The 23,373-nt window shown below is 35.6% G+C and carries 24 protein-coding genes, 1 tRNA gene and 1 pseudogene; 8 read left to right on the top strand and 18 right to left on the bottom strand.

All coding sequences use genetic code 11. The features are described 5' to 3' along the window. Window positions 1–97 precede the first annotated feature (97 nt). Together E0W68_RS08235 and E0W68_RS08230 are read right to left on the bottom strand one after the other, a co-directional pair. A pseudogene (locus E0W68_RS08235) lies at window positions 98–769 on the bottom strand (sigma-54-dependent transcriptional regulator); the annotation flags it as partial. Between the two features lie 140 nt (window positions 770–909). Further along, a tRNA-Arg gene (locus E0W68_RS08230) sits at window positions 910–983 on the bottom strand. 114 nt (window positions 984–1,097) lie between these two features. On the opposite strand from E0W68_RS08230, the gene E0W68_RS08225 reads away from it, so the two are divergent. Beyond that, a complete protein-coding gene (locus tag E0W68_RS08225; RefSeq protein WP_135218948.1) occupies window positions 1,098–1,610 on the top strand; it encodes an adenine phosphoribosyltransferase in 513 nt (170 codons plus the stop codon). Here E0W68_RS08225 and E0W68_RS08220 read toward each other — a convergent pair. The 6 genes from E0W68_RS08220 to E0W68_RS08195 all read right to left on the bottom strand — a co-directional run bounded on the left by E0W68_RS08220 (window position 1,607) and on the right by E0W68_RS08195 (window position 7,391). Continuing rightward, window positions 1,607–1,747, bottom strand: a complete 141-nt coding sequence (locus E0W68_RS08220) for an SsrA-binding protein (protein WP_135218947.1) — start codon at window positions 1,745–1,747, stop codon at window positions 1,607–1,609. The genes E0W68_RS08225 and E0W68_RS08220 overlap by 4 nt on opposite strands. 112 nt (window positions 1,748–1,859) lie before the next feature. Next, on the bottom strand, window positions 1,860–3,923 hold the full coding sequence (locus E0W68_RS08215; protein WP_135218946.1) for a M56 family metallopeptidase: 2,064 nt from the start codon (window positions 3,921–3,923) through the stop codon (window positions 1,860–1,862). A 1-nt stretch (window position 3,924) separates the two neighbouring features. Then, entirely contained in the window at window positions 3,925–4,284 is a 360-nt protein-coding gene (locus E0W68_RS08210) for a BlaI/MecI/CopY family transcriptional regulator (RefSeq protein ID WP_135218945.1), read from the bottom strand. A 111-nt stretch (window positions 4,285–4,395) separates the two neighbouring features. Beyond that, the gene (locus E0W68_RS08205; protein ID WP_135218944.1) at window positions 4,396–5,616 is read right to left on the bottom strand and encodes an MFS transporter; all 1,221 of its coding nucleotides are present in this window, start codon (window positions 5,614–5,616) and stop codon (window positions 4,396–4,398) included. A 350-nt stretch (window positions 5,617–5,966) separates the two neighbouring features. Next, window positions 5,967–6,422, bottom strand: coding sequence for a hypothetical protein (locus E0W68_RS08200; RefSeq protein WP_135218943.1), 456 nt, complete (start codon window positions 6,420–6,422; stop codon window positions 5,967–5,969). A 114-nt stretch (window positions 6,423–6,536) separates the two neighbouring features. Next, a complete protein-coding gene (locus tag E0W68_RS08195) occupies window positions 6,537–7,391 on the bottom strand; it encodes a DMT family transporter (protein ID WP_135218942.1) in 855 nt (284 codons plus the stop codon). 263 nt (window positions 7,392–7,654) lie between these two features. Here E0W68_RS08195 and E0W68_RS08190 point away from each other — a divergent pair, with 263 nt between their 5' ends. Both E0W68_RS08190 and E0W68_RS08185 read left to right on the top strand, forming a co-directional pair. Beyond that, window positions 7,655–9,259, top strand: coding sequence for a S8 family serine peptidase (locus tag E0W68_RS08190; protein ID WP_135218941.1), 1,605 nt, complete (start codon window positions 7,655–7,657; stop codon window positions 9,257–9,259). Window positions 9,260–9,278: 19 nt separating this feature from the next. Then, window positions 9,279–10,217, top strand: a complete 939-nt coding sequence (locus E0W68_RS08185) for an NAD(P)H-dependent flavin oxidoreductase (RefSeq protein ID WP_135218940.1) — start codon at window positions 9,279–9,281, stop codon at window positions 10,215–10,217. Here the strand turns inward: E0W68_RS08185 and E0W68_RS08180 are convergent. Both E0W68_RS08180 and E0W68_RS08175 read right to left on the bottom strand, forming a co-directional pair. Then, the gene (locus E0W68_RS08180; RefSeq protein ID WP_135218939.1) at window positions 10,212–11,225 is read right to left on the bottom strand and encodes a DUF2268 domain-containing putative Zn-dependent protease; all 1,014 of its coding nucleotides are present in this window, start codon (window positions 11,223–11,225) and stop codon (window positions 10,212–10,214) included. The genes E0W68_RS08185 and E0W68_RS08180 overlap by 6 nt on opposite strands. Window positions 11,226–11,311: 86 nt before the next feature. Further along, the gene (locus E0W68_RS08175; RefSeq protein ID WP_135218938.1) at window positions 11,312–12,739 is read right to left on the bottom strand and encodes an alkaline phosphatase; all 1,428 of its coding nucleotides are present in this window, start codon (window positions 12,737–12,739) and stop codon (window positions 11,312–11,314) included. Between the two features lie 225 nt (window positions 12,740–12,964). Here E0W68_RS08175 and E0W68_RS08170 point away from each other — a divergent pair, with 225 nt between their 5' ends. The 3 genes from E0W68_RS08170 (at window position 12,965) to E0W68_RS13905 (ending at window position 13,970) form a co-directional block, all read left to right on the top strand. Beyond that, window positions 12,965–13,432: a Crp/Fnr family transcriptional regulator gene (locus E0W68_RS08170; protein WP_135218937.1), complete on the top strand. Its 468-nt coding sequence runs from the start codon at window positions 12,965–12,967 to the stop codon at window positions 13,430–13,432. A gap of 84 nt (window positions 13,433–13,516) precedes the next feature. Continuing rightward, entirely contained in the window at window positions 13,517–13,819 is a 303-nt protein-coding gene (locus E0W68_RS08165; protein WP_205435326.1) for a hypothetical protein, read from the top strand. Then, the gene (locus E0W68_RS13905) at window positions 13,803–13,970 is read left to right on the top strand and encodes a hypothetical protein (RefSeq protein WP_205435325.1); all 168 of its coding nucleotides are present in this window, start codon (window positions 13,803–13,805) and stop codon (window positions 13,968–13,970) included. The genes E0W68_RS08165 and E0W68_RS13905 overlap by 17 nt, the downstream gene beginning before the upstream one ends. A 160-nt stretch (window positions 13,971–14,130) precedes the next feature. On the opposite strand, the gene E0W68_RS08160 is transcribed toward E0W68_RS13905, so the two are convergent. From E0W68_RS08160 to E0W68_RS08145, 4 genes are all read right to left on the bottom strand, one after another. Then, the gene (locus E0W68_RS08160) at window positions 14,131–14,931 is read right to left on the bottom strand and encodes an HAEPLYID family protein (RefSeq protein ID WP_394346284.1); all 801 of its coding nucleotides are present in this window, start codon (window positions 14,929–14,931) and stop codon (window positions 14,131–14,133) included. 113 nt (window positions 14,932–15,044) lie between these two features. Continuing rightward, window positions 15,045–15,431, bottom strand: a complete 387-nt coding sequence (locus tag E0W68_RS08155; RefSeq protein WP_135218935.1) for a hypothetical protein — start codon at window positions 15,429–15,431, stop codon at window positions 15,045–15,047. 124 nt (window positions 15,432–15,555) lie between these two features. Next, entirely contained in the window at window positions 15,556–16,782 is a 1,227-nt protein-coding gene (gene lysA, locus E0W68_RS08150) for a diaminopimelate decarboxylase (protein WP_135219022.1), read from the bottom strand. 102 nt (window positions 16,783–16,884) lie between these two features. Next, window positions 16,885–17,307, bottom strand: a complete 423-nt coding sequence (locus E0W68_RS08145) for a hypothetical protein (protein WP_135218934.1) — start codon at window positions 17,305–17,307, stop codon at window positions 16,885–16,887. A 173-nt stretch (window positions 17,308–17,480) separates the two neighbouring features. Here E0W68_RS08145 and sucC point away from each other — a divergent pair, with 173 nt between their 5' ends. Continuing rightward, complete coding sequence (gene sucC, locus E0W68_RS08140) at window positions 17,481–18,674, top strand: ADP-forming succinate--CoA ligase subunit beta (RefSeq protein ID WP_135218933.1); 1,194 nt, start codon at window positions 17,481–17,483, stop codon at window positions 18,672–18,674. 92 nt (window positions 18,675–18,766) lie between these two features. Here sucC and E0W68_RS08135 read toward each other — a convergent pair whose 3' ends face one another. From E0W68_RS08135 to E0W68_RS08120, 4 genes are all read right to left on the bottom strand, one after another. Continuing rightward, window positions 18,767–20,950 carry a bifunctional alpha,alpha-trehalose-phosphate synthase (UDP-forming)/trehalose-phosphatase gene (locus E0W68_RS08135; protein WP_135218932.1) on the bottom strand — a complete coding sequence of 728 codons (2,184 nt, stop codon included), beginning with the start codon at window positions 20,948–20,950 and terminating at the stop codon, window positions 18,767–18,769. Window positions 20,951–21,077: 127 nt separating this feature from the next. Continuing rightward, window positions 21,078–21,614, bottom strand: a complete 537-nt coding sequence (locus tag E0W68_RS08130; RefSeq protein WP_135218931.1) for a DUF4269 domain-containing protein — start codon at window positions 21,612–21,614, stop codon at window positions 21,078–21,080. 6 nt (window positions 21,615–21,620) lie between these two features. After that, window positions 21,621–22,043: a DUF1456 family protein gene (locus tag E0W68_RS08125; RefSeq protein WP_135218930.1), complete on the bottom strand. Its 423-nt coding sequence runs from the start codon at window positions 22,041–22,043 to the stop codon at window positions 21,621–21,623. 31 nt (window positions 22,044–22,074) lie between these two features. After that, entirely contained in the window at window positions 22,075–22,875 is an 801-nt protein-coding gene (locus E0W68_RS08120) for an alpha/beta hydrolase (protein ID WP_135218929.1), read from the bottom strand. A 55-nt stretch (window positions 22,876–22,930) separates the two neighbouring features. Here E0W68_RS08120 and E0W68_RS08115 point away from each other — a divergent pair, with 55 nt between their 5' ends. Further along, a complete protein-coding gene (locus tag E0W68_RS08115; protein ID WP_135218928.1) occupies window positions 22,931–23,332 on the top strand; it encodes an excinuclease ABC subunit B in 402 nt (133 codons plus the stop codon). Window positions 23,333–23,373 lie beyond the last annotated feature (41 nt).

Below are 23,373 nucleotides of genomic sequence, written 5' to 3'. Positions count from 1 at the left end.
GGTTTTTTTATTTTACCCCTGCACCTATCAAAATTTTCAAAAATCCACAAAGTTTTTGTGGCAAATCTGTGGCAATTTCAAATTCAAAAAAAATTGCCTTTATCGCTCCTGTAAAAGCCCCTGCTTTATGACCGAACATTTCGCTCTCCAATAGGTCATGGCTAAAGGCAGAACAGTTTATGGCAATAAAACTGTTATCTTTTCTCTTACCGGATTGGTGTATTGCATTGGCAAAAACCTCTTTACCTGTACCTGTTTCGCCTGTAAGCAGTACAGTAGTGTCTATAGGAGCTACTTTTTTAGCCAACTCTATGGCTTCTGCTAATTTTTTAGATTCACCTATTATGCCTTCAAAAGAATACTTGGTTTCTACACGGCTTTCAAGGTCAATGATGCGTTTGGTTAGCCTTCTTTTATCTATAGCTTTATTTATCAGCGGAATAATCTTGTTATTATCATCACCTTTAACGATGTAGTCAAATGCCCCGTTTTTAATTGCCTGAACGCCATCCGGTATATTACCATAAGCGGTAAGCAGGATAATTTCTGTTGCGGGATATTTTTCTTTCAGGACGGAGGTTAACTCCACTCCGTTTCCATCGGGAAGTTTAACATCGCATAAAATGACATCAATATCATTTTGTTCTGTCGTTCTTAAAGCAGATTTGCAGTCAGCCGCCTGTAATACTTCAAATCCCTCAAGGCTTATAATGCGAGCCATGAGCGTTCTAAGTTTTTCTTCGTCGTCAATAATAAGAATTTTGCTCACAAAGAGTAATTTTTAAGCAAAGATAGCAAGTATAATCTGTAAAATATGAGATTGCTTACACCAGAGGTGTGTATTTATCTTTTTTACGAGTTAGTTAAACTAAAAAGCTCCAAATCAAATGATTTGGAGCTTTTTGTAAGTGACCTCGACTGGATTCAAACCAGTAACCTTCTGAGCCGTAATCAGATGCGCTATTCAGTTGCGCCACGAGGCCTTATGAGCTATAAAATGCCTGTTTTATCAGGTATTTAGTTAGCCTGTTTGCGGGTGCAAATATAGTTAATTATGATTAACTTGCAAACCTAAACCATACAAAAAATATAAAAAAATGGAATTGAGCAAGTATATACGTGACATTCAGGATTTTCCGAAACAGGGAATAATTTTTAAAGATATAACGCCGCTTTTATCTAATCCCAAAGCTGTAAATAAATGTATGGAATTATTTATGGATAACTTAAAAGATAAAAATATAGATAAAGTAGTAGGGGTAGAGAGCAGAGGTTTCTTTTTTGCTACACTGCTGGCAAATCGGCTTAATGCAGGTTTTGTTCCGGTGCGCAAGCCTAATAAGTTGCCTTATGAAACAGTTTCGTCATCTTATGCATTAGAATATGGTACAGATACTCTGGAAATACATATAGATGCTATAAAACAAGGGGAAAGGGTGTTGATACATGATGACGTGTTGGCAACAGGCGGTACTGCCAAAGCCGTGTGCAGTTTAGTTGAAAAACTGGGAGGTGAAATCGTGCAATGTAACTTTTTGATGGAACTATCTTTCCTTAAAGGGCGTGAAAAAATAAATCAGTATGATATATATGCACCTTTAGTGTATTAATCCAGCGCGTGGGTGGTAACATAATACTTCCATGCTATAATTGCTTTTTGCAGTTTAGTAGCCCGGGCTAAATCTAATTGCTTTTTTGTGTAACTGGGCAATAGCTTTTTATTAAGTTTGGCTAAAAATTTAAACATAACTTTCTCTATTTTAAGTACTTTAAAAATACAAAAAAAGACGGTGTTATTGCCGTCTTTTTAATAATAAATTGAGAATTTATTATAGTTGGGTGTATTAACTAACTCACCTTTATTCTTCTTGTATTGCTTTGTTTTGCTCTTGCATAATATGTTTTCTAACCTCTCTTTCTTCATCCATCAATTGCCTCTTTTCGTTCATTTCTTCTATATGTTTTCTTCTCTTTTCATTAATTAATTCTCGTTTAACACTCAACTCTTCTCTTTTGGACGCTAATTGCTCTCTTGCTTCTGCCATGTGACGCCTGGCTTCGGCAAATTGTTCTTCGTTAAACCTGAATGCATCTGCATTACCATCAATGCCTCTTATTTTTTGAATTTCTAACTGTGCTTCGCCTAATCGTTTTTTTAATGCTGTTATATCTTCTTTGGTCATACCTCTTAACATCTTAAACTGATTTATGTTTTCGGATGTTATATTTTCAAAATCAATATTAGCAAACTGTCTCATAGCAGCTATATCGGCATGCATATCGTCATAGTCAATACCACTGTTTCCTATGGATATTTTCGATGTGCCATTATTTTCTATAGTGTGTACAGAATAGCGAGAAGTAACTTTCTTGGTTGTTATTTCTACAGCGCCTTTTTTACCATCTTTGCCATATTTCTTTTTGGCATCTTTTTTATCGAGGAAATTCATTTTGTCAATTTCCGTGTTTAACGGTAACTTTATAGATTCGCCTTTTTCCTGCTTAACTCCGTTAATAACAATCAGCATATCTTTATTATCTATAGCAATGTTGTTTACCGACCAATTACCCTGCAGTGGGGCAGGAGGGGCAATATGTTTTATATTCGGAGAAGAAACAGTTTTAGGCCTTATTCGGTTATCAGATATTCTTATTTCCTCATCGCTTGTATATCTGATTATACTATCATTACTTTGATGAAGTTTTACATTGCCCTTAGCTCTGATATAAGAGGTAACCCCGAAAGATATTTCCTGATTGCCTTTATCATCTTTTTCTACTTCAACAGTAAATGGCTTGATGGGTATTTGCCCTGACGATTCATAAACTCTACTTTGGTTGGCATCCTTAACAACAATTTTTAGTCCTGTTATCTCGTCTTTTTCGTTTCGGGTAATGTTAGAAAAAGTGACATCAGCATCAAATTCTTTTTTAAAGAGATCTTTTTGGGCTTCCAGTTCTTCGTTTTTAGAATCTTTGGTAATTTTAAGTTCTTTTTTTAAAGATTGATGGCCTGCAATTTTTGTTTCAGGAGCTTTCTCTTGAGCTGTTACTTTAAGCTGAAAACAGAACATAAAAGCGACCAACGCAGGTACTACCACAGCATACTTCCATGAATTTCTGGTTTTAGATTGTTTTTTGTTTAACATAACGATTCGTTTTTTGATTAATGATTGATAAAAGTGATTGATGATTACAGTACACTCAGGCTGTACTGTTATTTTTAATAATGTTTTTTGATAGGATTTAATATCTTCAATTTCTTTTGTAGCTTCTGCATCGGCAATAAATTCAAGGTTTTGCGAAACAGCTTTTCTGTAAGCCCACACAAACGGGTTGAACCAAAATGCAATACAAAATAACTGACTGATAATCATATCGAAAGAGTGTTTTTGTGCGCTGTGCACTTTTTCGTGACTCAATATATTTTGAAGCTCCTGAGGACTTAAGATAATAGAGTTGTAAACAATATAATTAAAGAAAGAGAAAGGCGATTGTACTGCCTCAGAGTCAATGTATTTAAAGCCGTTTTTATACACAATTTCTTTACCTCGAAGCATTTTTACTATAGCTTTAATATCTATATAAAACCGAATAAGGAAAAAAAGCACTCCGGCAACATAAACAAATCCGGTAATACTGTACCAATTTATACTTTTAGCAACATTGGCTTCCATTTGCTGTTGTATCGCCATTAGTTGTGCTATACTCATCTCCTGCATTGCGGCTTGCGGAGCAGCCTCTACCCAAATAGTACGGGTAAGTACCAATAACGGAAAGATAGCCGAAGTAATTAATCCTGCGAGTAAAAACTTGCGGTTAGAGTAAAAGAATGTTTCTTTTCTTAACAGGGTATAGTAAGCAATATAAAATACTGCCAATAACCCTGATGCTTTGATAAGATAGATAATGAAATTTTCCATATTATTTCTTTTTTTCAATCATATCCAAAATTTCCCGAAGCTCCTCAGCACTTATTTTCTCTTCTTTAGCAAAAAAAGATATCATGCTTTTGTAGGAGTTATTAAAGTAATTTTCAATAGCATTATTCATAAACCCTTTTCTGTATTCTTCTTTGGCTATTAATGGGTAGTACTGATGGGTATTACCATAGGCATTGTGCCCAACATAACCTTTTTCTTCAAGATTACGAATAATGGTAGATAGGGTATTATAATGCGGTTTGTCTTCCGTTATTTCGGCAAGTACATCTTTTACAAAAGCTTTTTCAAGCTTCCAAAGTATGTGCATTATCTCTTCTTCCTTGTTGGTTAATTTTTGCATGACATCTGATTTATATACACAAAGCTATAACTACTATTTTAGTTTACAAACTAATTTTATAGTTTAATAACTAAAATAGTAGTTGTATTATTGTGTAAGTCAGCAAAAATTTTAAGTATTTTCTTTATACAGCATCCTTTGAAGTACTAATAAACAGCCAACTGACAACATTCCGGCAGTACCCATTACAATCCAGTTAGTATTGTAGCCCCATCGTGCAATAATTTCCATACCGCTTTTTGCACTCACTATATGTGCGGCACTAAACGACATGGTGTAGAATGCCATATAGCGCCCTTCGTGTCCTTTTGGAGCACGCCCCATGGCAAATGAGTTAGAAAATGGAAAGCAAAACATTTCGCCAAAGGTTAAAAACACAAGACTTATTAAGAGTATGCCAAGCCATAAATGGATAACTAATACATAAAAGCTAAGCGACATGAGTAATGCACCCCAAATAATTATTTTAATTTTTGGGACGCCTTTTCGCTCAAAATAGCCCACAAAAGGCATTTCCATAAAAAATACCATTAAGCCATTAAACGACATGAGTAAACCCGTGTGAAATTCGGTAAGGTTGTAGGCTTCTTTATGGTAGAGTGGGAGTGTGGTAAACAACTGGAAGAAAAGAACGGCTGTAACAAAACTGCTGAAAATGAAAAGCCAGAAACTGCCATCGTTAAAAACAGAGCGTTTTTTTGTAGTTCCTTCGGCAGGTTTATCTTCTTTAGCAGGTTCTTTTTTCTTTTCTTTTATTAAAGCCCAAAATATAAGTATGGAAACAATACAGGTTATGGCATCTGCCCAAAACAGCCCTTTATAACCAATACCTATTATAATAAGTCCGCCTAATGCAGGACCGGCAGCAAAGCCTAAGTTTACCGCAATTCTTACTAATGTGAGTGCTCTGGTTCTGTTTTCAGGTTTTGCATAGGCGCTAATTGATACAAACATGGCAGGACGGAACATATCAGCAATTACCATGATACCGAACATAGCGGCACACATACCCATAAAAGTAGTTACATACTGTATGATGAAAAACAAGATTCCTGTGGTAAAAAGACTGAAAATCATTATTTTGTAAAAGCCGATTTTATCGGATAGCTTACCGCCCAGCCAGGAGCCTAATAAAGACCCCAAGCCAAAACACATCATTACTGTACCTACCTGATTGTATGAAAAGCCTAAATCCTCTTTAAGATATTTAGAGAGGAAAGGCAGTACCATAGTACCGGCACGATTGATAAAAGTAATAATGGTAAGTATCCAGATTTCCCGGCTAAAGCCCCTAAAATTATTAATGTAACGTGTTAATGCCAGTCGAAGCATAGTGCAAGAAAAGTATTAGCTGCAAAGGTAAGTATTTTAGCATGTAAATACTGATAAACTGTTTTTCAAAGTCATAGTGCACTTATGGTTCAAAGTAGATAACATATACGCTTATCGCGGGAAAAGAAATGAAAATAAAAAATGTAGACAATATGCTAATAAAAAACGCAAAACAAGATATTTCAGATTAAAGAATATTAAAAAGTTAGATTTTTATACTGCTGATTTAAAAAAAACATCAGTATAAAATAGTATATAGTTACCTAAATTAAAATCCAAATTTATTTTTTTATTAATTTTTCACAGTATGGATTATTAAATCTTATCTGTGCAATATAATCACAAAATACTTAGAGTCTTTCCTGAATATTATTAAATATATTTTGCCATAATTTTATTTCTCCGGCACTTCCTTTAAGCACCCAAATTCTATCTTCTGAAACATCAGCTTCACCAATCCAAATTTTAGGAATCAATACTACCTTTGTTCGGTTTGGACTAAGAGATTCAAAAACAGCGGTATATTGCCTGTAATTTGTACGAAATTGTGCAGTGCCAACTCCAGCAAATCCTGATTCACCTATAACTTTCTTTTTTGTGATTATTTTTCCTTTTTCCAAATTTTCATAGTCAATTTCATAATTATTACTTTCTAAAACTTTTTTCACAAGGCTGAATATTTGTTCTTTAGGAGCTTCAAATATTTTTGTCCCATATTCATCAATAACTTTTTGAGTCATTTTTTTTTGGGCAAATACAGAAGTTGTCAATAAAATTAAGATAAATGTTGGTGCTAATTTTTTCATGCTTATTTACAATTAAATTTATATGAGGTACACTAAATAGGAGTTACTTGTTTGCTACAAATCTATTAATTAAATCAAATGAAATTTTTTTACAATTAATTTTTTTTATATTATTTAATACACCTGAGACAGTGTTATAAAAAGTATTGCTGCCAGGGCTAAAAAGATACCTGCATAATTTAAAATAGACATCTTTTCTTTAAAAAGAAGTACGCCTGCCAAGCTGCCCAAAACAATTACACCAATATTCATACTGGCAAAAACCGTTGATGGATTTTCTGAAAATGCACGATGGGCTTTCAGATAAAAAAGTATGTTTGCAAAATTGAATACTCCTATCAACGCTCCAAACAGTATGTTTTTAATAAGTATCTTGGTTTTACAGGTTATTACATCATTAACTGTAAATAATATTGATGTTACAAGTGCCCCACAAAAAACGATGAATAATGATGTGGTATAAGACACTTTAGTATAAAGTGCTATTTGCTTAAACAGTATATCCACTACACCAAAACCTATCAATACTACCGCAGGGAATATCCACTTTTTATTGTTTTGGTTATCACTTTTACTCAGAATCAATATAATAGCAGGGAAAGCTATAATAAGCCCTATTAATTTAAATATATTAAAATCTTCCCTGAAAATAAAATAAGCTGCCAGCACAGGTATAATAAGAGAAAGCCGTTGAGCAGCATCGGTTTTTACAATACCCATGTGCCTGATAGAAGCTGCCAAAAATAAAAATATGGTAGGCAGCAATATGGCTAACGAGATATAGATAGCCCAGGGAGCGCTTTTATCTATGGTAGAAACATCAGGAACAAAAGCAAAGTAACAGAACGACAAGGCAAATACATAATTCCACATAACAATTTGCATTACCGATATGGAATATCTCCTTGCAATTTTGAAAATAATTCCGACAGTAACACTGCTTATAATGCTTAAAATCAGGTATATCATATATTAAAATTTATCGGGCAAAAATAATATGTTTTCCCACATATACAAGAATTATAACGTTGTATCTTTTTTGTATCTTTGAAAACGGCGACAAAAAAGAGCATTATTATTACGCAAAACACTAAGTATTGGTTGAGTTTTTGACGATTTTTAATTTTAAAAATAATTTTTATTTTTTTATCTTAAGTTAAGAGTAATAAGCCGGTTTTTGAAGCTAAAAGCTCACAGATAGCTTAAATCTGCATGAAAAAATTGCATTAATTATGAAAAATATTTTTCTATTCCTGTTTTTTATATCATCAGGTATAATGTTGGCACAGGAAGACGCCTGGGTATATTTTACAGATAAGCCTGATGCGGAATATTACTTTGCCAATCCGCTTGAAATGCTTTCGCAAAAAGCTCTTGACAGACGCGCGAATCAGGGAATAGCCCTTGATGAAACAGATGTACCGCTGCATCAGCCCTATATTACAGATGTAACACAGGCAGAAGGTATAACTGTTATGGCAAAATCTAAATGGATGAACGCCCTGCACATACGCGGTACGGAAGAAGATATAAATGCACTCAGCGATTTTGAATTTGTAGATTATATTGATTTTGCCAATAAAATGCTTAATACACAAGGCAGAACATTACAGCCTGTACAAGTAAATAAAATACTGGAAGCCCAAGCAAATTTTGATTACGGTTTATCGTCTAACCAAATAACTATGCTTAACGGCGACCAACTGCACCAGCAGGATTATACAGGCACAGGTATTACCATAGCGGTGCTCGATGCCGGTTTTCCCGGAGTAGATACCGCACAGCCTTTTCAGCGACTTTTTGATAACAACCTCATAGTAGGAACTTATGATTTTGTTACCGATTCGGAAAATGTATATACTGCCGACTCTCATGGTACAATAGTGCTTTCGGCTATTGGCGGTTATACAGAGGGGGAGCTTGTAGGTACTGCTCCCGATGCTTTTTATTACCTTTTCAGGACAGAGGATGCTACGAGTGAGAACCCTGTGGAGGAATCGTATTGGGTAGAAGCTGCGGAGGTAGCGGACAGCCTTGGTGTAGATGTTATTAACACCTCTTTAGGGTATTTTCATTATGATAACCCGAATTATAACTATACCTATGAAGATATGGACGGGCAAACTGCATTCATATCCAGAGGGGCTGACATTGCCTTTTCACGAGGTATGATATGCGTTACATCAGCAGGGAATTCCGGAAATTCAGCCAATCAAAACATAGGTGTTCCGGCTGATGCTGTTAACACACTTACTGTTGGGGCTGTAAATGGAAATGAAGAATACGGAAGTTTCAGCTCTATAGGACCAACTTATGATATGCGTGTAAAGCCCGATGTTATGGCACGTGGTGTAAATACGATATGTTCAGATACTTCGGGTAATATTACAGCAATATCAGGCACCTCACTTTCCAGCCCTGTAATTACGGGTATGGTTGCATGCCTGTGGCAGGCGCTGCCCGATATGACGAATGCCGAAATAATACAGCTTATTAAAGAGTCATCAGATCGTTATAACAACCCTAATGTACAATATGGTTATGGTATCCCTGATTTTGCACTTGCGCTTGGCAGTGCCTTATCGGTTAATGATATTGATACAACAACATTTACCTTATACCCGAATCCTGTTGAAAACAATATAAGTATCACTTTAATTAAAGAAGGGCAAATGACCACAATATCAATATTTAACAATCTGGGACAATTAGTACAGCAAGGCAATTTATCTGTAAACAATCCTTCACTTTCTCTGCTGTCACTATCATCAGGGCTATATACTTACCAATTAGTATCAGGAAAAAATATACAAACAGGAAAACTCATTAAAAAATAGTAAAACCAGAAAGCATTACATGAACAGAATTACACAACTATTTAATATAGAATATCCAATAATACAGGCAGGAATGATATGGGCAAGCGGTTACAAACTGGCAAGTGCGGTGAGCAATGCAGGAGGTCTTGGACTGATTGGTGCAGGCTCTATGTATCCTGATGTGTTGCGTGAACATATACAAAAATGTAAAAAAGCAACCGATAAACCATTTGGGGTAAATGTACCCATGTTATATCCTAATATTGAAGAAATTATGGATATAATAGTAGAAGAGGGGGTAAAGATTGTATTTACCTCGGCAGGAAACCCTAAAACATGGACACCTTTTTTAAAAGAGCACGGTATTACTGTGGTGCATGTAGTGAGCAGTGTAAAATTTGCTCTTAAATCGCAGGAGGCGGGGGTAGATGCTGTTGTTGCCGAAGGCTTTGAAGCCGGAGGGCATAACGGCAGGGAAGAAACCACTACCTTTACCCTGATACCTATGGTAAAAGAACAGTTACAAATACCACTTATTGCTGCGGGAGGTATAGCCACAGGTCGTGGGATGCTCGCTGCTATGGTACTTGGTGCTGACGGCGTCCAGATAGGCAGTCGGTTTGCTGCTTCGGTAGAATCGTCATCACATGATAATTTCAAGAAAGCAATAGTAGAAGCTAAAGAAGGAGATACCCAACTTACTTTAAAAGAGCTGGCTCCTGTACGACTTATAAAAAATAAGTTTTTTCATGATGTTATGGACTTATACGCCAAGTCGCCAACGGTTGATGACCTCAAGGCTTTATTAGGACGTGCCCGCGCCAAAAAAGGTATGTTTGAAGGCGACCTTGACGAGGGAGAGCTTGAAATAGGGCAGATAGCAGGACTGATTCATGATATTAAACCTGCTGCTGAAATACTGAAAGAAATCATTGCTGATTTTGAAGAGGCTAAGCGTGAAGTTGTAAATCTATAGAGTATTTATATAACCTTCATAGCCGCTATCTTTATAAACTTGCTCAATAGGCATGGTATAGATTTCTTTCCAGGAATCTGTACCATTTTTTTTTACATAAAACTCTATTATCCTGTATCCTAACCAATAGTTGAGGGAACGAGGAGCATCAGAAAATATTTTATATTGGTCATTTCGCAACAGCGGATTATCTCCGCTTTCATCATAGAAATAGGGTTTACATTTTGTGAAAATCTCTTTTTCGTGCTGCATATACCAATTCCAATCTTTCTCGCTCATATCTTCTACAGCTTCTTCGGGAGATAACTCCAGATTGAAGAAAACGCGCGTAAAATAGCAGGCAAAACCTTCATCAATAGTTTGCGCTAAAGCAGTTTGGGTATAAGGGTCTTTATAGCGAAACGGCTCATAGGCAAGATGGTTCAGTTCATGCGGTATGCCTTTTTCCATACTGTATTTTATATCAAACTCGGGATTGTTTAGCTCATATACAAATTGGTCGCTACTACAACCGCCAAAACCAATACCCTGAAAAGGCACAAAAGCGATACTTATTCTGGAGGAAATTTTATAGGGTACTAAATTATTAAAGTGTTTGAGATTGGTTTGAAATAAAGAGTCGATATTTAAAGATAATAATGTTTCAGCCTGCCTATCAAAAAATATCCTGTTATCGGGATATAGGGTTTTATTCCATTGTATCATTCCTTCAGGGTTGTTGAATTTTGTGGCATTTTCCTCGCCGAATATCATCCCATAGCAGTTATCCCAAAGCGTTTGATGCGGTTTATATACCTTATTAGCTATAAGTAAACTATCATATTCATTATTTTTATGAGCCAGTATTTGATGTTTAAATGTGTTATATATAACTATATCTTCAATTTTCATACTGTCGGGCAGTTGTTCTAATTGTTTTTCCAGTGTTAAAGGTATTTCTTCTTTCTGTTTTTTGTTTTGACAAGATAAGGTTACACAAATTATAATGAACAGAAATAAAATTTTCATGACAGATTGATTTTTAATGGAATAGCAATATAAAAAAATGCTCGAAATAATCGAGCATTTTTTTATCGTGATGTGATAGTAATATCTTAGAATTTATTTTCTACTTCTGCTGCTTGTAGCATCAGGTAATGCAGGTCGGTATTTTTTACGAAAGGTTTTAATAACTCACTGCCCGGACCAAACATAGCCAATTCTACATGGTCTGCTGAGTGCTCCATGCTAATCCACCCTACAGAATTGTATTTTTTCTGTATTTGAGCAAAGACTTCAAAAGGAACTTTTTTATAGTTATATAGTCCGTCCTGCTTACCGAAAGTACCTGTATAGTAACTCAAAATAGTTTTTGCCTCTTCTTCGGTTATTGCCGTTGCATTACCATATTCAACAATTTCACGAACCTGCGCTACACTTGAAGTAGGCTTAATTTCATTAAGTATCCACTCATTGGTTTGTGTATAGTTTTGCAGGCTGTCAAAATTAGCATCAGCCTCTTTTCCGTATATAATACCGGGATTGGCATTACCGTGGTCGGTAGTAATAATTACCAGTGTTTCACCATCTTTTTCAGCAAAGTCGATAGCTGTTTTTATAGCTTCATCAAAAGCTATCTGGTCGTATAATAAAGCCCCAATATCATTAGAGTGTGCACCCCAGTCCACTTTACCGCCTTCTACCTGTAGGACAAATCCATTACTGCTGCCTTTCATGTGGTCTATAGCCTTTTTTGTCATTTCGGCAAGGGTAGGGGTAGTGTCGCTTAATTCTTTACTGCTTTTGCGGTCTATACTGTAAGGCATGGCATCTTCCCCAAAAATGCCCAATACAGGCTTATTGTCAGTAGCGTTTACCATTTCCTGTTTAGTGCGGGCTATTTGCCAACCTTTGGCTTTATAGGCGGTATATAAATCCTTTTTATCTTTTCTGGTTTCTGCGCTAAAATATTTGTTACCGCCACCCATCATAATATCAAAACCTATTGTCAAGTAATCTTCTGCTATTTCGGGTTGGGAGTTACGACTGTCATTGTTTACACAAAAGCCTGCGGGTGTAGCGTGGGTAATAGGCACAGTAGTAACACAACCTACTTTTTTACCTGCCTTTTTAAATTTTTGCAGTATAGGTAAGTGCTTTTCGCCATTCGGACCAATATTCAGCGAACCGTTATTTACCCTGAAACCACCGCCCCATGATGAAGACCCTGCTGCCGAATCGGTTGCAATAGAGCTTGCCGAAGCGGTATCCATCAGGGCACGTGTTACGCGTTGGTCTTTATATAATTGAATCCAATTGGAACTTCTTCCCATTTTTCGGTTCAGGTATAAGTCAGCCATATTAAGCGTCCCCGAGCTCATACCATCGCTTACCAAGAATATGATATTTTTGGCTTTCTTTCCTTTTCCGGAAAGATTGATACTATCAAAATTAAATAGTTCCTGCTCTGTTCTAAAAGGGTTTAATACGGTTGCACCTATGGCAGCGAGTGAACCATTCCTGAAAAATTTTCTTCTGTCCATCAGTATAAATGTAGTTTTTCCAAAAATAGAAACAAATTGTCAAACATTATTATTACTCAATGTTATTTTAAGGTTAGCCAAGCTATAACTACTTTGTATTATATTTGATATAATTTATGTATTTATCTATGGATGCACTTTACCATTATTTCCTGCAATCGGGTTTTTCGGCAGATGAAGCTGTTACTATTCGCAATACTTTTACAAGATTAAAAATTAAAAAGAATGATTTTTTTTTTAGAAGAGGGAAAAGGAAGCAAACATCTTGCATTTATAGAAACGGGTATTTTCCAGTATTATGTTATTACTCCGGATGGTGTAAACAGGACAACTTACGTAGCACACGAAAATAATTTTTTGGCATCGTTACTTAGTTTTTTAAATGAAGTACCCTCTCGTGAATATATTAAAGCGATGACTGATGCTGTAATACACGTTATTGATAAAAAGGATTTACAGCAGTTACTTTTGGAAATGGACAGTTTTAAGTACTTTTATATTCGCTTATTAGAGTGGCAACTGGTTTGTATTGATAAGAGCAGGCTGGATTTATTATTACTTTCGCCTGAGCAGCGTTATGAAAACATAATGCGCGATGAACCGCACTTACTGGAAAAAATACCGCTTAACTATCTTGCCTCTATATTGGGAATAACGCCAAGGCATTTGACACGAATACGAAAAAAAATATAAGTTTTTCTTTTTAAGACATTTGTCTACTGTAAATATTGCTAATCTGCCTGAATTTTGCACCATCAAAATAAAAACAAACAGGTAATGCAAAAGTTAATTACAGTAGTCGTATTTTTAATTACGATGCCTTTCTTCGGGCAGGAAAAATTCTCTGAACACGAATTTAGTTTAAATGGTTTTCGCAATCCTTCAATAGGAGCAGAGTATCGATACAAACGTGTTTCTGTACATGCAGGATATTATCCTACTAATTTTGAGTCGGGAGTAACTACCGAATTTATCCGCACAGGACTTACTTACTGGTTTTTACCTGTAGGGCAAAAGGAGAACCCCCTCATCATTCTATGCTTCGGTTTCGTATGCACGGGGAATGAGCAGGGATTATAAAGATGAAAATGCTGCTATGACCGAGATTGGTTTTAGATGGATGGTGTATAAGGGACTTAATTTAAGGATTGGCGTTGCGGCACTTGCTGCAAATGATAAATCGTTAAAAGTTAATCCTACGCCCGGCATCAGCTATTCGTTTTTCTTTTAAACAGAGAAAATCGTTTTGATAAATCCTACTGCTGATTGCGATAATTACAAGATACTTCATCTTATTTGCAGTATAAAAATAAACCAGTCAGTATTTCCTGACTGGTTTATATAATTTTTATTGTAAAACTTGTTAATCTATTTTAGGACTTTTCAATTACTTAATTACCCGGTTCATATATGAGTCTTAAAAAGGTGCTGAAACGTTCTTTTTCTCTGTTAACAGGTATTCCGGTTACGATACCAATCATAAGATTTTCGGCAAAACTCACGCGCATTTGTGGTCTTATAGTCATATCAAAATCGTTTTCAGCCAGTTTTTTATTGAACTCTATACCCACAAAATTCCTGGTTTCGGGAATCATATAATGAAAATTTGAGTTTATTTCCCATTCCATTTCTATTTCAGGGTTATTAAAATGATGAAAAAACTGTGGTCCTGTATAAAGTAGGGTATGAATACCTTTGCCCCAGTTTTTAGCTGCTATAAAAAAAGGGTTGTATATATTTCCGGTTACAAATTTACTACTATCATAATTTTTAAACTCAGTTAGTTCAAATTCATGGATATAACCGATAGCCATAGAAGTTTGTAACTTTTCGGAAACAAAAAAGCTGTATTGGGTGGCTAGTTTAAAACTATTCAGTTTATTACCGGGCGCAGCCATATTTGCTCCGTTGGCAGGATAATATAAGGAAAAAGGAAGTTCTACTTCAAACCCCAATCTGTCTATAGGAGCCCATTCATATTCTATCAAGGCAACATATTCATCATAATCGTTATTATCTGTAAGCCCCATACCTATATTCCATTCTTTTTCGCCTTTTCGGGCACCTAAGTCCCTTATCAGGTCAATATAAAGTGGCTCGGCGTGTAATATCTTAGTGGGTAGGCTATCATCCTCATTATTATGTTTTGTGTTTATACTATTACTATTTTCGTTTTGGGAATAAACTCCCATAGGTACAATGCAAAAAGCAAAGACCAAAAATGATATTATAAATTTCATTTGGATTGTAAATTTGATTTGATAAATAAATTATCCTGTGGTATACAGGATTAAAAAATTGCATATTAAATCAAACTGTCAGGTGGAGGGGATGGAATTTTAAAATAGATATTTTTAATTTTCTCACTGATGCAAGAAAAATTATTATGGTTATGATTGTTTATTTTGGTATAAACTGAGTACTTGGAATATAATATATAAAGGTCAATATTATTTTTACCTTTTTTGAAAGAGCATTCGGCATCATCTTCATCATACTCAACAATTGCATTATCAAACTTAAAAACTTTTTCAATAAGTATCTCTAATATACTTTCCTGATCGTTTATAAGTAAATTATCCGTTAACCTGTAATTGTGAGTATCAGGCGAATCTACACTTAAGTTAAGTATGTATAGTGCCAGAAAGAAACAAACTTTTTTATATAGTTTTATGTTTAATTTTTTACTCACTTATAGATATGCAAATTTAAGCGACAAAGATATAAATTTGATTTCGAAGATAAACTAAAAAAATCCCGCTTGTAATGAGCGGGATCTTTTTCAATAACAATTTATATAACCTGCATATTTGTGATTAGACTGTAACCGGAGCAGTGTCAAAATCCATTACTACCTGCTTACGGATAATATCATCAAACGTTTCTCTTTCGCGTATTAAATGTCCTTTACCTTCATACCATAATACCTCGGCAGGGCGGGTACGCGAATTATAATTACTTGCCATCGAAAAACAATAAGCTCCCGCATTACGAAAACATAATATATCGCCTTCGGTTATCTCTGGTATTCTTCTGTTCCCTGCAAAAGTATCGGTTTCACAAATATAGCCTACCACACTGTAAAAGCGCTCTTTACCTTTTATATTAGATATATTTTCGATATGATGATATGAGCCATACAGCATGGGACGAATAAGGTGATTAAAACCACTATCAATACTTGCAAATACTGTAGAGGTGGTTTGCTTTACTACATTTACTTTAGCTAAGAAATAACCCGCTTCGCTTACAAGAAATTTTCCCGGTTCAAAACATAAGGTTAGGTCGCGCCCATACTCGTTGCAAAAACTATTAAAACGCTTTGAGAGTTTTTTACCCAGTTCCTCAACATTAGTTTGTATATCATCTTTTTTGTAAGGCACTTTAAAACCACTGCCAAAATCAAGAAATTCCAGATCTTTAAAATGTAACGCAGTATCAAACAATATCTCGGCAGCATATAAAAACACTTCAATATCCAGTATATCCGAACCCGTGTGCATGTGTATGCCGTTTATGTGCATTCCTGTATTCTCTACAATGCGCAAAAGGTGTGGCATTTGGTGTATGGATATACCAAATTTACTATCAATATGCCCTACAGAAATATTACTGTTACCGCCTGCCATAACATGCGGGTTGATGCGTATGCACACAGGGGTAGTGGGGTGTTTAGCACCAAACTGTTCCAGTATGGATAAATTATCTATATTTATTTGTACGCCAAGAGCAGCAACCTCTTCTATTTCTTCCATAGAAACACCATTAGGTGTATAAATTATCTTCTCAGGCAGATATCCTGCCATAAGTCCCAATTGTACCTCTTGTATAGAAACGGTATCTAAACCGGAACCTAATTGTTTTAATAATTTTAATACTGATATATTGCTTAGTGCTTTTACAGCATAATTGATACGCAAAGTGCTTACTTTGCTGAATGCTTTTTCCAACCTGTGGTATTGCGATTGTATCTTCTCGGCATCATACACATATAAAGGGCTTCCAAACTGTTCGGATAGCTCCAATAGCTGATTCGTTTCCATTTTTCTCATTAAGTTATTTATGCAAAAATACTTCTGAAATACTCTCAAAACAATAAACCCTTAACAGTATAACAAAATATAACAAAATGTTATATTTTTATTTTAAAGTTCTCCCGGGACACGAGAAATAAACAATTGATAACCGTTTTCAACGTTTTGCGTAAGTATAGTACCTTGAGTTTCGGTTGTATTCCAACAATCGAAAACAATATTATTTATGGTAAACGTACCGTTACATTCGCCGGTAGCTGTATTTTCATCATATACATAATTGTATGTACCACCGGGTAAAAATGTATTTACATTTTCAAGAGAATTGTGATTATTAATTACAACAGAACCATTGTTTTTTATTAACCATCTAACTTCAAAGTCAATAAGCATATCATCAGAGTTGTCAGGACCGCCTGTAACTTTATGAAGAAACCAGTCTCCCGTTACATTATTATTAGTCGTATCGTCATCTTTCGAACAAGCAAGACAAAGCAGTATGCAAATAAGGGCTGAGAATACAAATTTTTTCATAATATGAGATGTTTTTATAGTATAGACACAAACAAATATTTAAGGTTGCGTATCACTAAAACAATATATTTTGCAAATATCTTTTTTAAAAGGAAAAAAATTAAAAATACTTTCAGCCATTGGATGTATTTTGCTATTTTTGTTCCACTTTTAATAAGATAAATGCATTAATTATGAATTTACACGAATATCAGGGAAAAGAAATACTTGCCAAACATGGAGTACGTGTTCAACGCGGTATTGTTGCTAACAATGCTGTAGAGGCTGTAGCTGCCGCTAAACAACTTACAGCAGAAACAGGTACAGGATGGCACGTTATTAAAGCACAGATTCACGCCGGAGGGCGCGGAAAAGGCGGAGGCGTTAAACTTGCTAAAAACCTTGAGCAAGTAGAACAGATTGCAGAGCAAATAATAGGCATGAACCTTATTACGCCACAAACACCTCCTACAGGTAAAAAAGTACACAGAATACTTGTTGCCGAAGATGTGTATTATCCCGGAGAAAGTGAAACTTCTGAGTTCTATATGTCTGTTTTATTAAACAGAGGTAAAGGTCGTAACATGATTATGTATTCTACCGAAGGAGGTATGGATATCGAGGAAGTAGCAGAAAAAACACCACACCTTATTTTTACCGAAGAGATAGACCCTGCTGTTGGTCTTTTAGGTTTTCAGGCAAGAAGAATTGCTTTCAATCTTGGTCTTTCAGGTAATGCATTTAAAGAGATGGTGAAATTTGTTGCCGCTCTTTATGCTGCGTATGTAGAGAGTGATGCCTCTATGTTTGAAATTAACCCTGTATTAAAAACATCTGACGATAAAATAATGGCTGTAGATGCTAAAGTTGTTCTTGATGACAACGCATTATACAGACAGAAAGAATATGCTGAAATGCGCGATATTCGTGAAGAGAACCCTATTGAGGTTGAGGCAAAAGAAGTTGGTCTTAACTATGTTGACCTTGACGGAACTGTAGGCTGTATGGTAAACGGTGCAGGACTTGCTATGGCAACTATGGACTTGATTAAATATGCAGGTTTTGAGCCGGCTAACTTTCTTGATGTAGGTGGTACTGCCGATGCTAAGCGTGTAGAAACAGCTTTCCGTATCATATTAAAAGACCCTAATGTAAAAGCTATCCTTATCAATATTTTTGGCGGTATTGTTCGTTGCGACCGTGTGGCGCAAGGTGTAGTTGATGCCTACAAAAATATGGGAGATTCTATAAAAGTGCCTATCATTGTACGTTTGCAAGGTACTAATGCAGAAATTGCTAAAGAGCTTATTGATAACTCAGGTATGCCTATCCTTTCAGCTACTTTATTTCAGGAAGCTGCTGACCAGGTTAAAAATGCCTTGAGCTAATTTTTAAGAAAAACACACTATACTGAAAAACCTGAGCAAAGCTCAGGTTTTTTTTATATTTTGAATTAAAGAAAGGTGCTGATTAGCATTGTTTATTTTAGTACTGACTTATAATCCAGCTCACTTAAAAACACTAATACCTCCTCAACTGTTTCCAGTCTGTATTTGGCAGCAGTATTGCCTTTACCTACTTTAACCGAAAATTCGTTTTCAGACGTAAGTAGTTCAAACAAGTCTTCATCTGTTTTATCATCGCCAAAAGCCAGTACAAAATCATGTTCGCCCCTCAATACATTATTTTTACAAGTAGTTCCTTTATGCGCCATAAAGTGTTTTACTTCTATAACTTTATTCCCATCTATTATTTGAGTAGGGGTATTGTACATATGGTTCTTCAGTAACATCAATAATTCACGGGAGGTATTAAAGCCTTGCTTTTCAGCTACATTTCTGTAATGATAAGCAATACCAAACTCTTTCACTTCAATAAAGCTTTCGGCATTGGTATCCACATAATCCTGCATTATATCAATCACTTGATCCTTCCATTCGGGTTCTCCTATAATAACAGGTTTCCATTCGGGGTTTTTAACGTAACCGCCATGTTCGGCTATTATGCCAATAGGCAAATGTCCCAGCCATTTTTCTAAAAAATCCTTGTTACGACCACTTACAATCCAAACTTCATTTTTTGGTTCTTCAGCAAGACTGTTAAGGGTATCCAGTAATTCTTCATCGGGTACAGCCAGTTCCGGTCTTGATTGTAAGTTTACCAATGTACCGTCAAAATCCAACAGCAGTAATCGCTTGTTTGCTTCATTAAATTTTTGCAATACCCTATCTCGTTCTTTTCCTTTCAGTGGCACTGCTTTAGTATCGTTTTTATGTATCTCTTCAACTTCGGTTAAAAATTTCTCTGCCCATCTAAAAACGTCATGCTTTTTAAGATAACGCTGCATTCGCGCCAGTCGCAATGCCTGTTCGGCTTCATCCATAGTAAGCGCATAACAAAGCTTTTTGGCTATCATTTCGGCATCAAACGGGTTTATAGTTATCGCTTCTTTAAGATCTTTGGCAGCACCTGCCATACTGCTCAAAATAAGCACACCTTTAAGGTCTTTTCGCGAAGCTACAAACTCTTTTGCCACAAGGTTCATTCCATCGCGCACAGGCGATATAAGTGCCACATCGGCACTGGTGTATAGTGCAATAAGTTTTTCGAAGCTTACCGACTGGTATTGATATACGATAGGTGTCCATTTATAATTACCCATATTACCATTGATATGCCCCACATTATGCTCTATCAATTTTTTTCGCTCGTCATATTTTTTTATTTCCTCACGCGAGGGCACAAGCACGAGCAGAAATACTACCTTTTCGCTCCATTCCGGATATTTTTCTAAAAACTTTTCAAAAGCATTCAGTCGATTGGTTATTCCTTTGGTATAATCCAGTCTATCTACAGAGAAAATTATTTTTTTATCGCCATACAGTTTTTTTATTTCACTGCGTAAGTTGATAACTTCTTCGTTATTGTATGCATTATGAAATTTATCAAAATCGATACTGATAGGGAAGGAGCCTGCTTTGGTACGGTGTGATTCCTGACTGAAAAGAAAGTTTTTATGTGGTATGCCCAATATTTTTTCAACACATTCTGTAAAGTGTATCGTGTTATCCCATGTATGGAATCCGGCTACATTACTACCCAATATTCCTTCTAATATATACCGTTTAACTTTATTGGGCAGGATGCGGAAAATTTCAAAATTAGGGAAAGGAATATGTAAAAAATAGCCAATTTTAGCATCAGGATGGGCTTCACGCAGTAAGTTGGGCAATCCTAAAAAATGATAATCGTGTATCCATATTACATCACCGGGTTCGTAAATACTACTTACTTTTTTGGCAACTATTTCATTAGCTTGTTTATAAGCCTCAAAACCATCATCGGTATATTCTACAAAAGAGGGAAAGTAATGAAATAAAGCCCACAGTACTGAATTGCTGAAAACATTATAGAACTCCTGATTGAGTTCTTCTTCTAAAAAAACAGGTTCTATATCAAAATTTTGGTCGTACTTATCTTTATTCTCATTCCAGGTTATTGAGTCAAAATCGGCAATACCTACCCATGTGAGGTTTACGTTACTTTTTGCCGAGTAGGAGAGTATTGCGGTGGCAAGCCCTCCGGCGCTTTGTGTAATTTTTGCTTTTCCTTTGGTCTTTTTTATAGATAGCGGTAATCGATAGGATACAGTAATGATTTTCATGTAAGGTGTTTTGCCTCTAACGGGACTGTTACCCCCAAATTTACAAAACACAAGCGGGGAGGACACTTAACAAAAAGTTACTTAACAAATGTTTATGAGCGATTTATGTATATACTAAAAATAGCGTTTAATTTTTATGTACCTCATAATCTAATAAGCTCTTGTATGGGTCATTACCTTTAATACCAAGTAATAATGCAAAAGCAGGCTCCGTTTTATAGCCTTGCTTTTTTAGTTCTATTATTCGGTTTTTAAATTCGTTCCCCTTTTGGAGCAATATGTTATATTCAATTATCATATGCCGGTAACCATATTGTTGTACAACAGGAATATTTTGCCCGAAAATTTCAATTTCAAAATTTTCTATAAAAAAATTAGCAATAACAGTAGGGTATCCGTTAATTTTCACTTCGCGTAAGGTGTAATCCTTATACTCTGAAAAGCATTGATTTATAACATCTATAAATAATTGTTTATCCTGCCAGTAACAAATTATATCGAGGTCACTGCCATCAATATCTATTTCCAGAGGAATAGTACCTACAAGTATTGGATTAAAATCATACAGATACTGCATGATATTGTTATCTGTCAGAATCCTGTATGTTTCCTTTTGTATAGTGTTACCGGAACTTAAATAATTAATGCTATCCAGCTTGTGCAAAACGATTTACGACTTTTTATTTTTACCGTTATTGAATTTTACCTTCTCTACTATAGGCTCTGCCTTTTTAGGTTTATGGTTCTTTTTAGGAGCAGGTTTTTTAGTGCCAGGAGTCACTTTATTGGCTGGTATGCCAGGTTTTGAATTGCCTTTTTGTAAGTTTAATGTAGCTTTGTTTTGAGCAATAACATCCTGTGCATTTTTAGGATTTTCTTTTGTACCTCGCAAATGAATAATAAGCCCGTTCAGGAAATTGCGTAACACCTGGTCACCACATTCCATATAGTTAGGATGATCGGGATTACGAAAGAAAGCACCCAGTTCTGCCTTAGATATTCTGAAATCTACCAGTTCTAATATTTCTACTATCTGGTCATCGCGTAATTGAAGTGCTACACGCAGTTTTTTAAATACATCGTTATTATTCATAGTTGCTAATTTCAGCAAAGATACTTATTATTTAACGCTTTCCTATAAGCCATAAGTAAGCTGCCGTAAACTCTTTGCCCCATAATGCCTCGTTATGTTTTCCTTCAGGAACTGTTTTCACCTTAATAGAATTTTCATTCTTTATTTTATTACGGATAAGTTTTTCCATCTTTCGTAACTCAGCAATCATGGTTTCGCTTTCACTTTCTCCCGCCATAAAATAAATACGACTATTAATTTCAGGAGTTTCTTCCGTTAAAGTATAAATAGCATCGGTAAACCAAAAAGACGGAGAGAACACTCCCGCACCGCCAAAAACTTTAGGATACTTTAATAGAGCATAATAAGAAACCAAACCACCTAACGAACTGCCAAATATATAGGTATGCTTTTTATTCTTTTGGGTACGATAGGTTGTGTCAATATAAGGCTTAACGGTTTTTACCACAAAATCGAGGTAGGCATCAGCTCCGCCACCGCCATATTCGGGGTTAGAGTAGGGAGTAAGCTCATCTATACGTTTGGCTTCGCCATGCGAAATACCTACTACTATAACCTGAGCTTTAAGACTGTCGAGTATTTCATCTACCCGCCATTCGCCGGAATAGGCGGTTTGCTTGTCAAATAGGTTTTGAGCATCATGCATGTAGATGACAGGGTATTTTTTAGTGCTTTTTTTATAATTATGTGGCAGGTATATAAAAAGTTTCCTGTCACTGTTTAGTTGCGGGGCATGTATGGTAACTGTGCTAACGTTTTCTGAAGCAGTACTTTGGGCTATCGCATCACGATTTATAAATAGTAAACAGAATAAAAACAATAGACGTTTCATAAATGCTTTGTTTTTTTAGGTATAAAAGAATAAATTAGCTAAAAATACTAATTAGATGAGTACTTACGAAGAAAAATTAAGCCTGCTTTCGGAAATGATTGCTTTTGCACAAATTGACGGGCAGGTACACGATCGGGAATATCAGCTTCTTGCCATCGTAGCTTCACAACTCAAAATAGAGCAAAGTGTTTTTGAAGAGCTTTTTGAAAAGAAAGCTAAAAAAGTGGTCATAAAATCAGAGTATGAACGGATAATGCAATTTTATCGCTTGGCATTATTAATGCACGCCGATGGCACGCTACACATAAACGAGCAAATTGCCATACGGGAAATGGGGGTAAATATGGGGCTAAGCCCTTATGCTATGCGCAGTGTACTTGCCGAAATGCAAAAGTCATCAACAGGATTGATAGATCCGGGAGTGTTACTGGCTCTTTTTCGTGCGCAGCATAATTAAAAAAGGCGCAATAAGCACCTTTTTTACGTATAATTCTTTAA

It is taken from the genome of Flavobacterium salilacus subsp. salilacus, assembly GCF_004634195.1.
Classification (GTDB): domain Bacteria; phylum Bacteroidota; class Bacteroidia; order Flavobacteriales; family Flavobacteriaceae; genus Flavobacterium; species Flavobacterium salilacus.
This window is presented reverse-complemented; position numbering and strand designations above follow the sequence as displayed.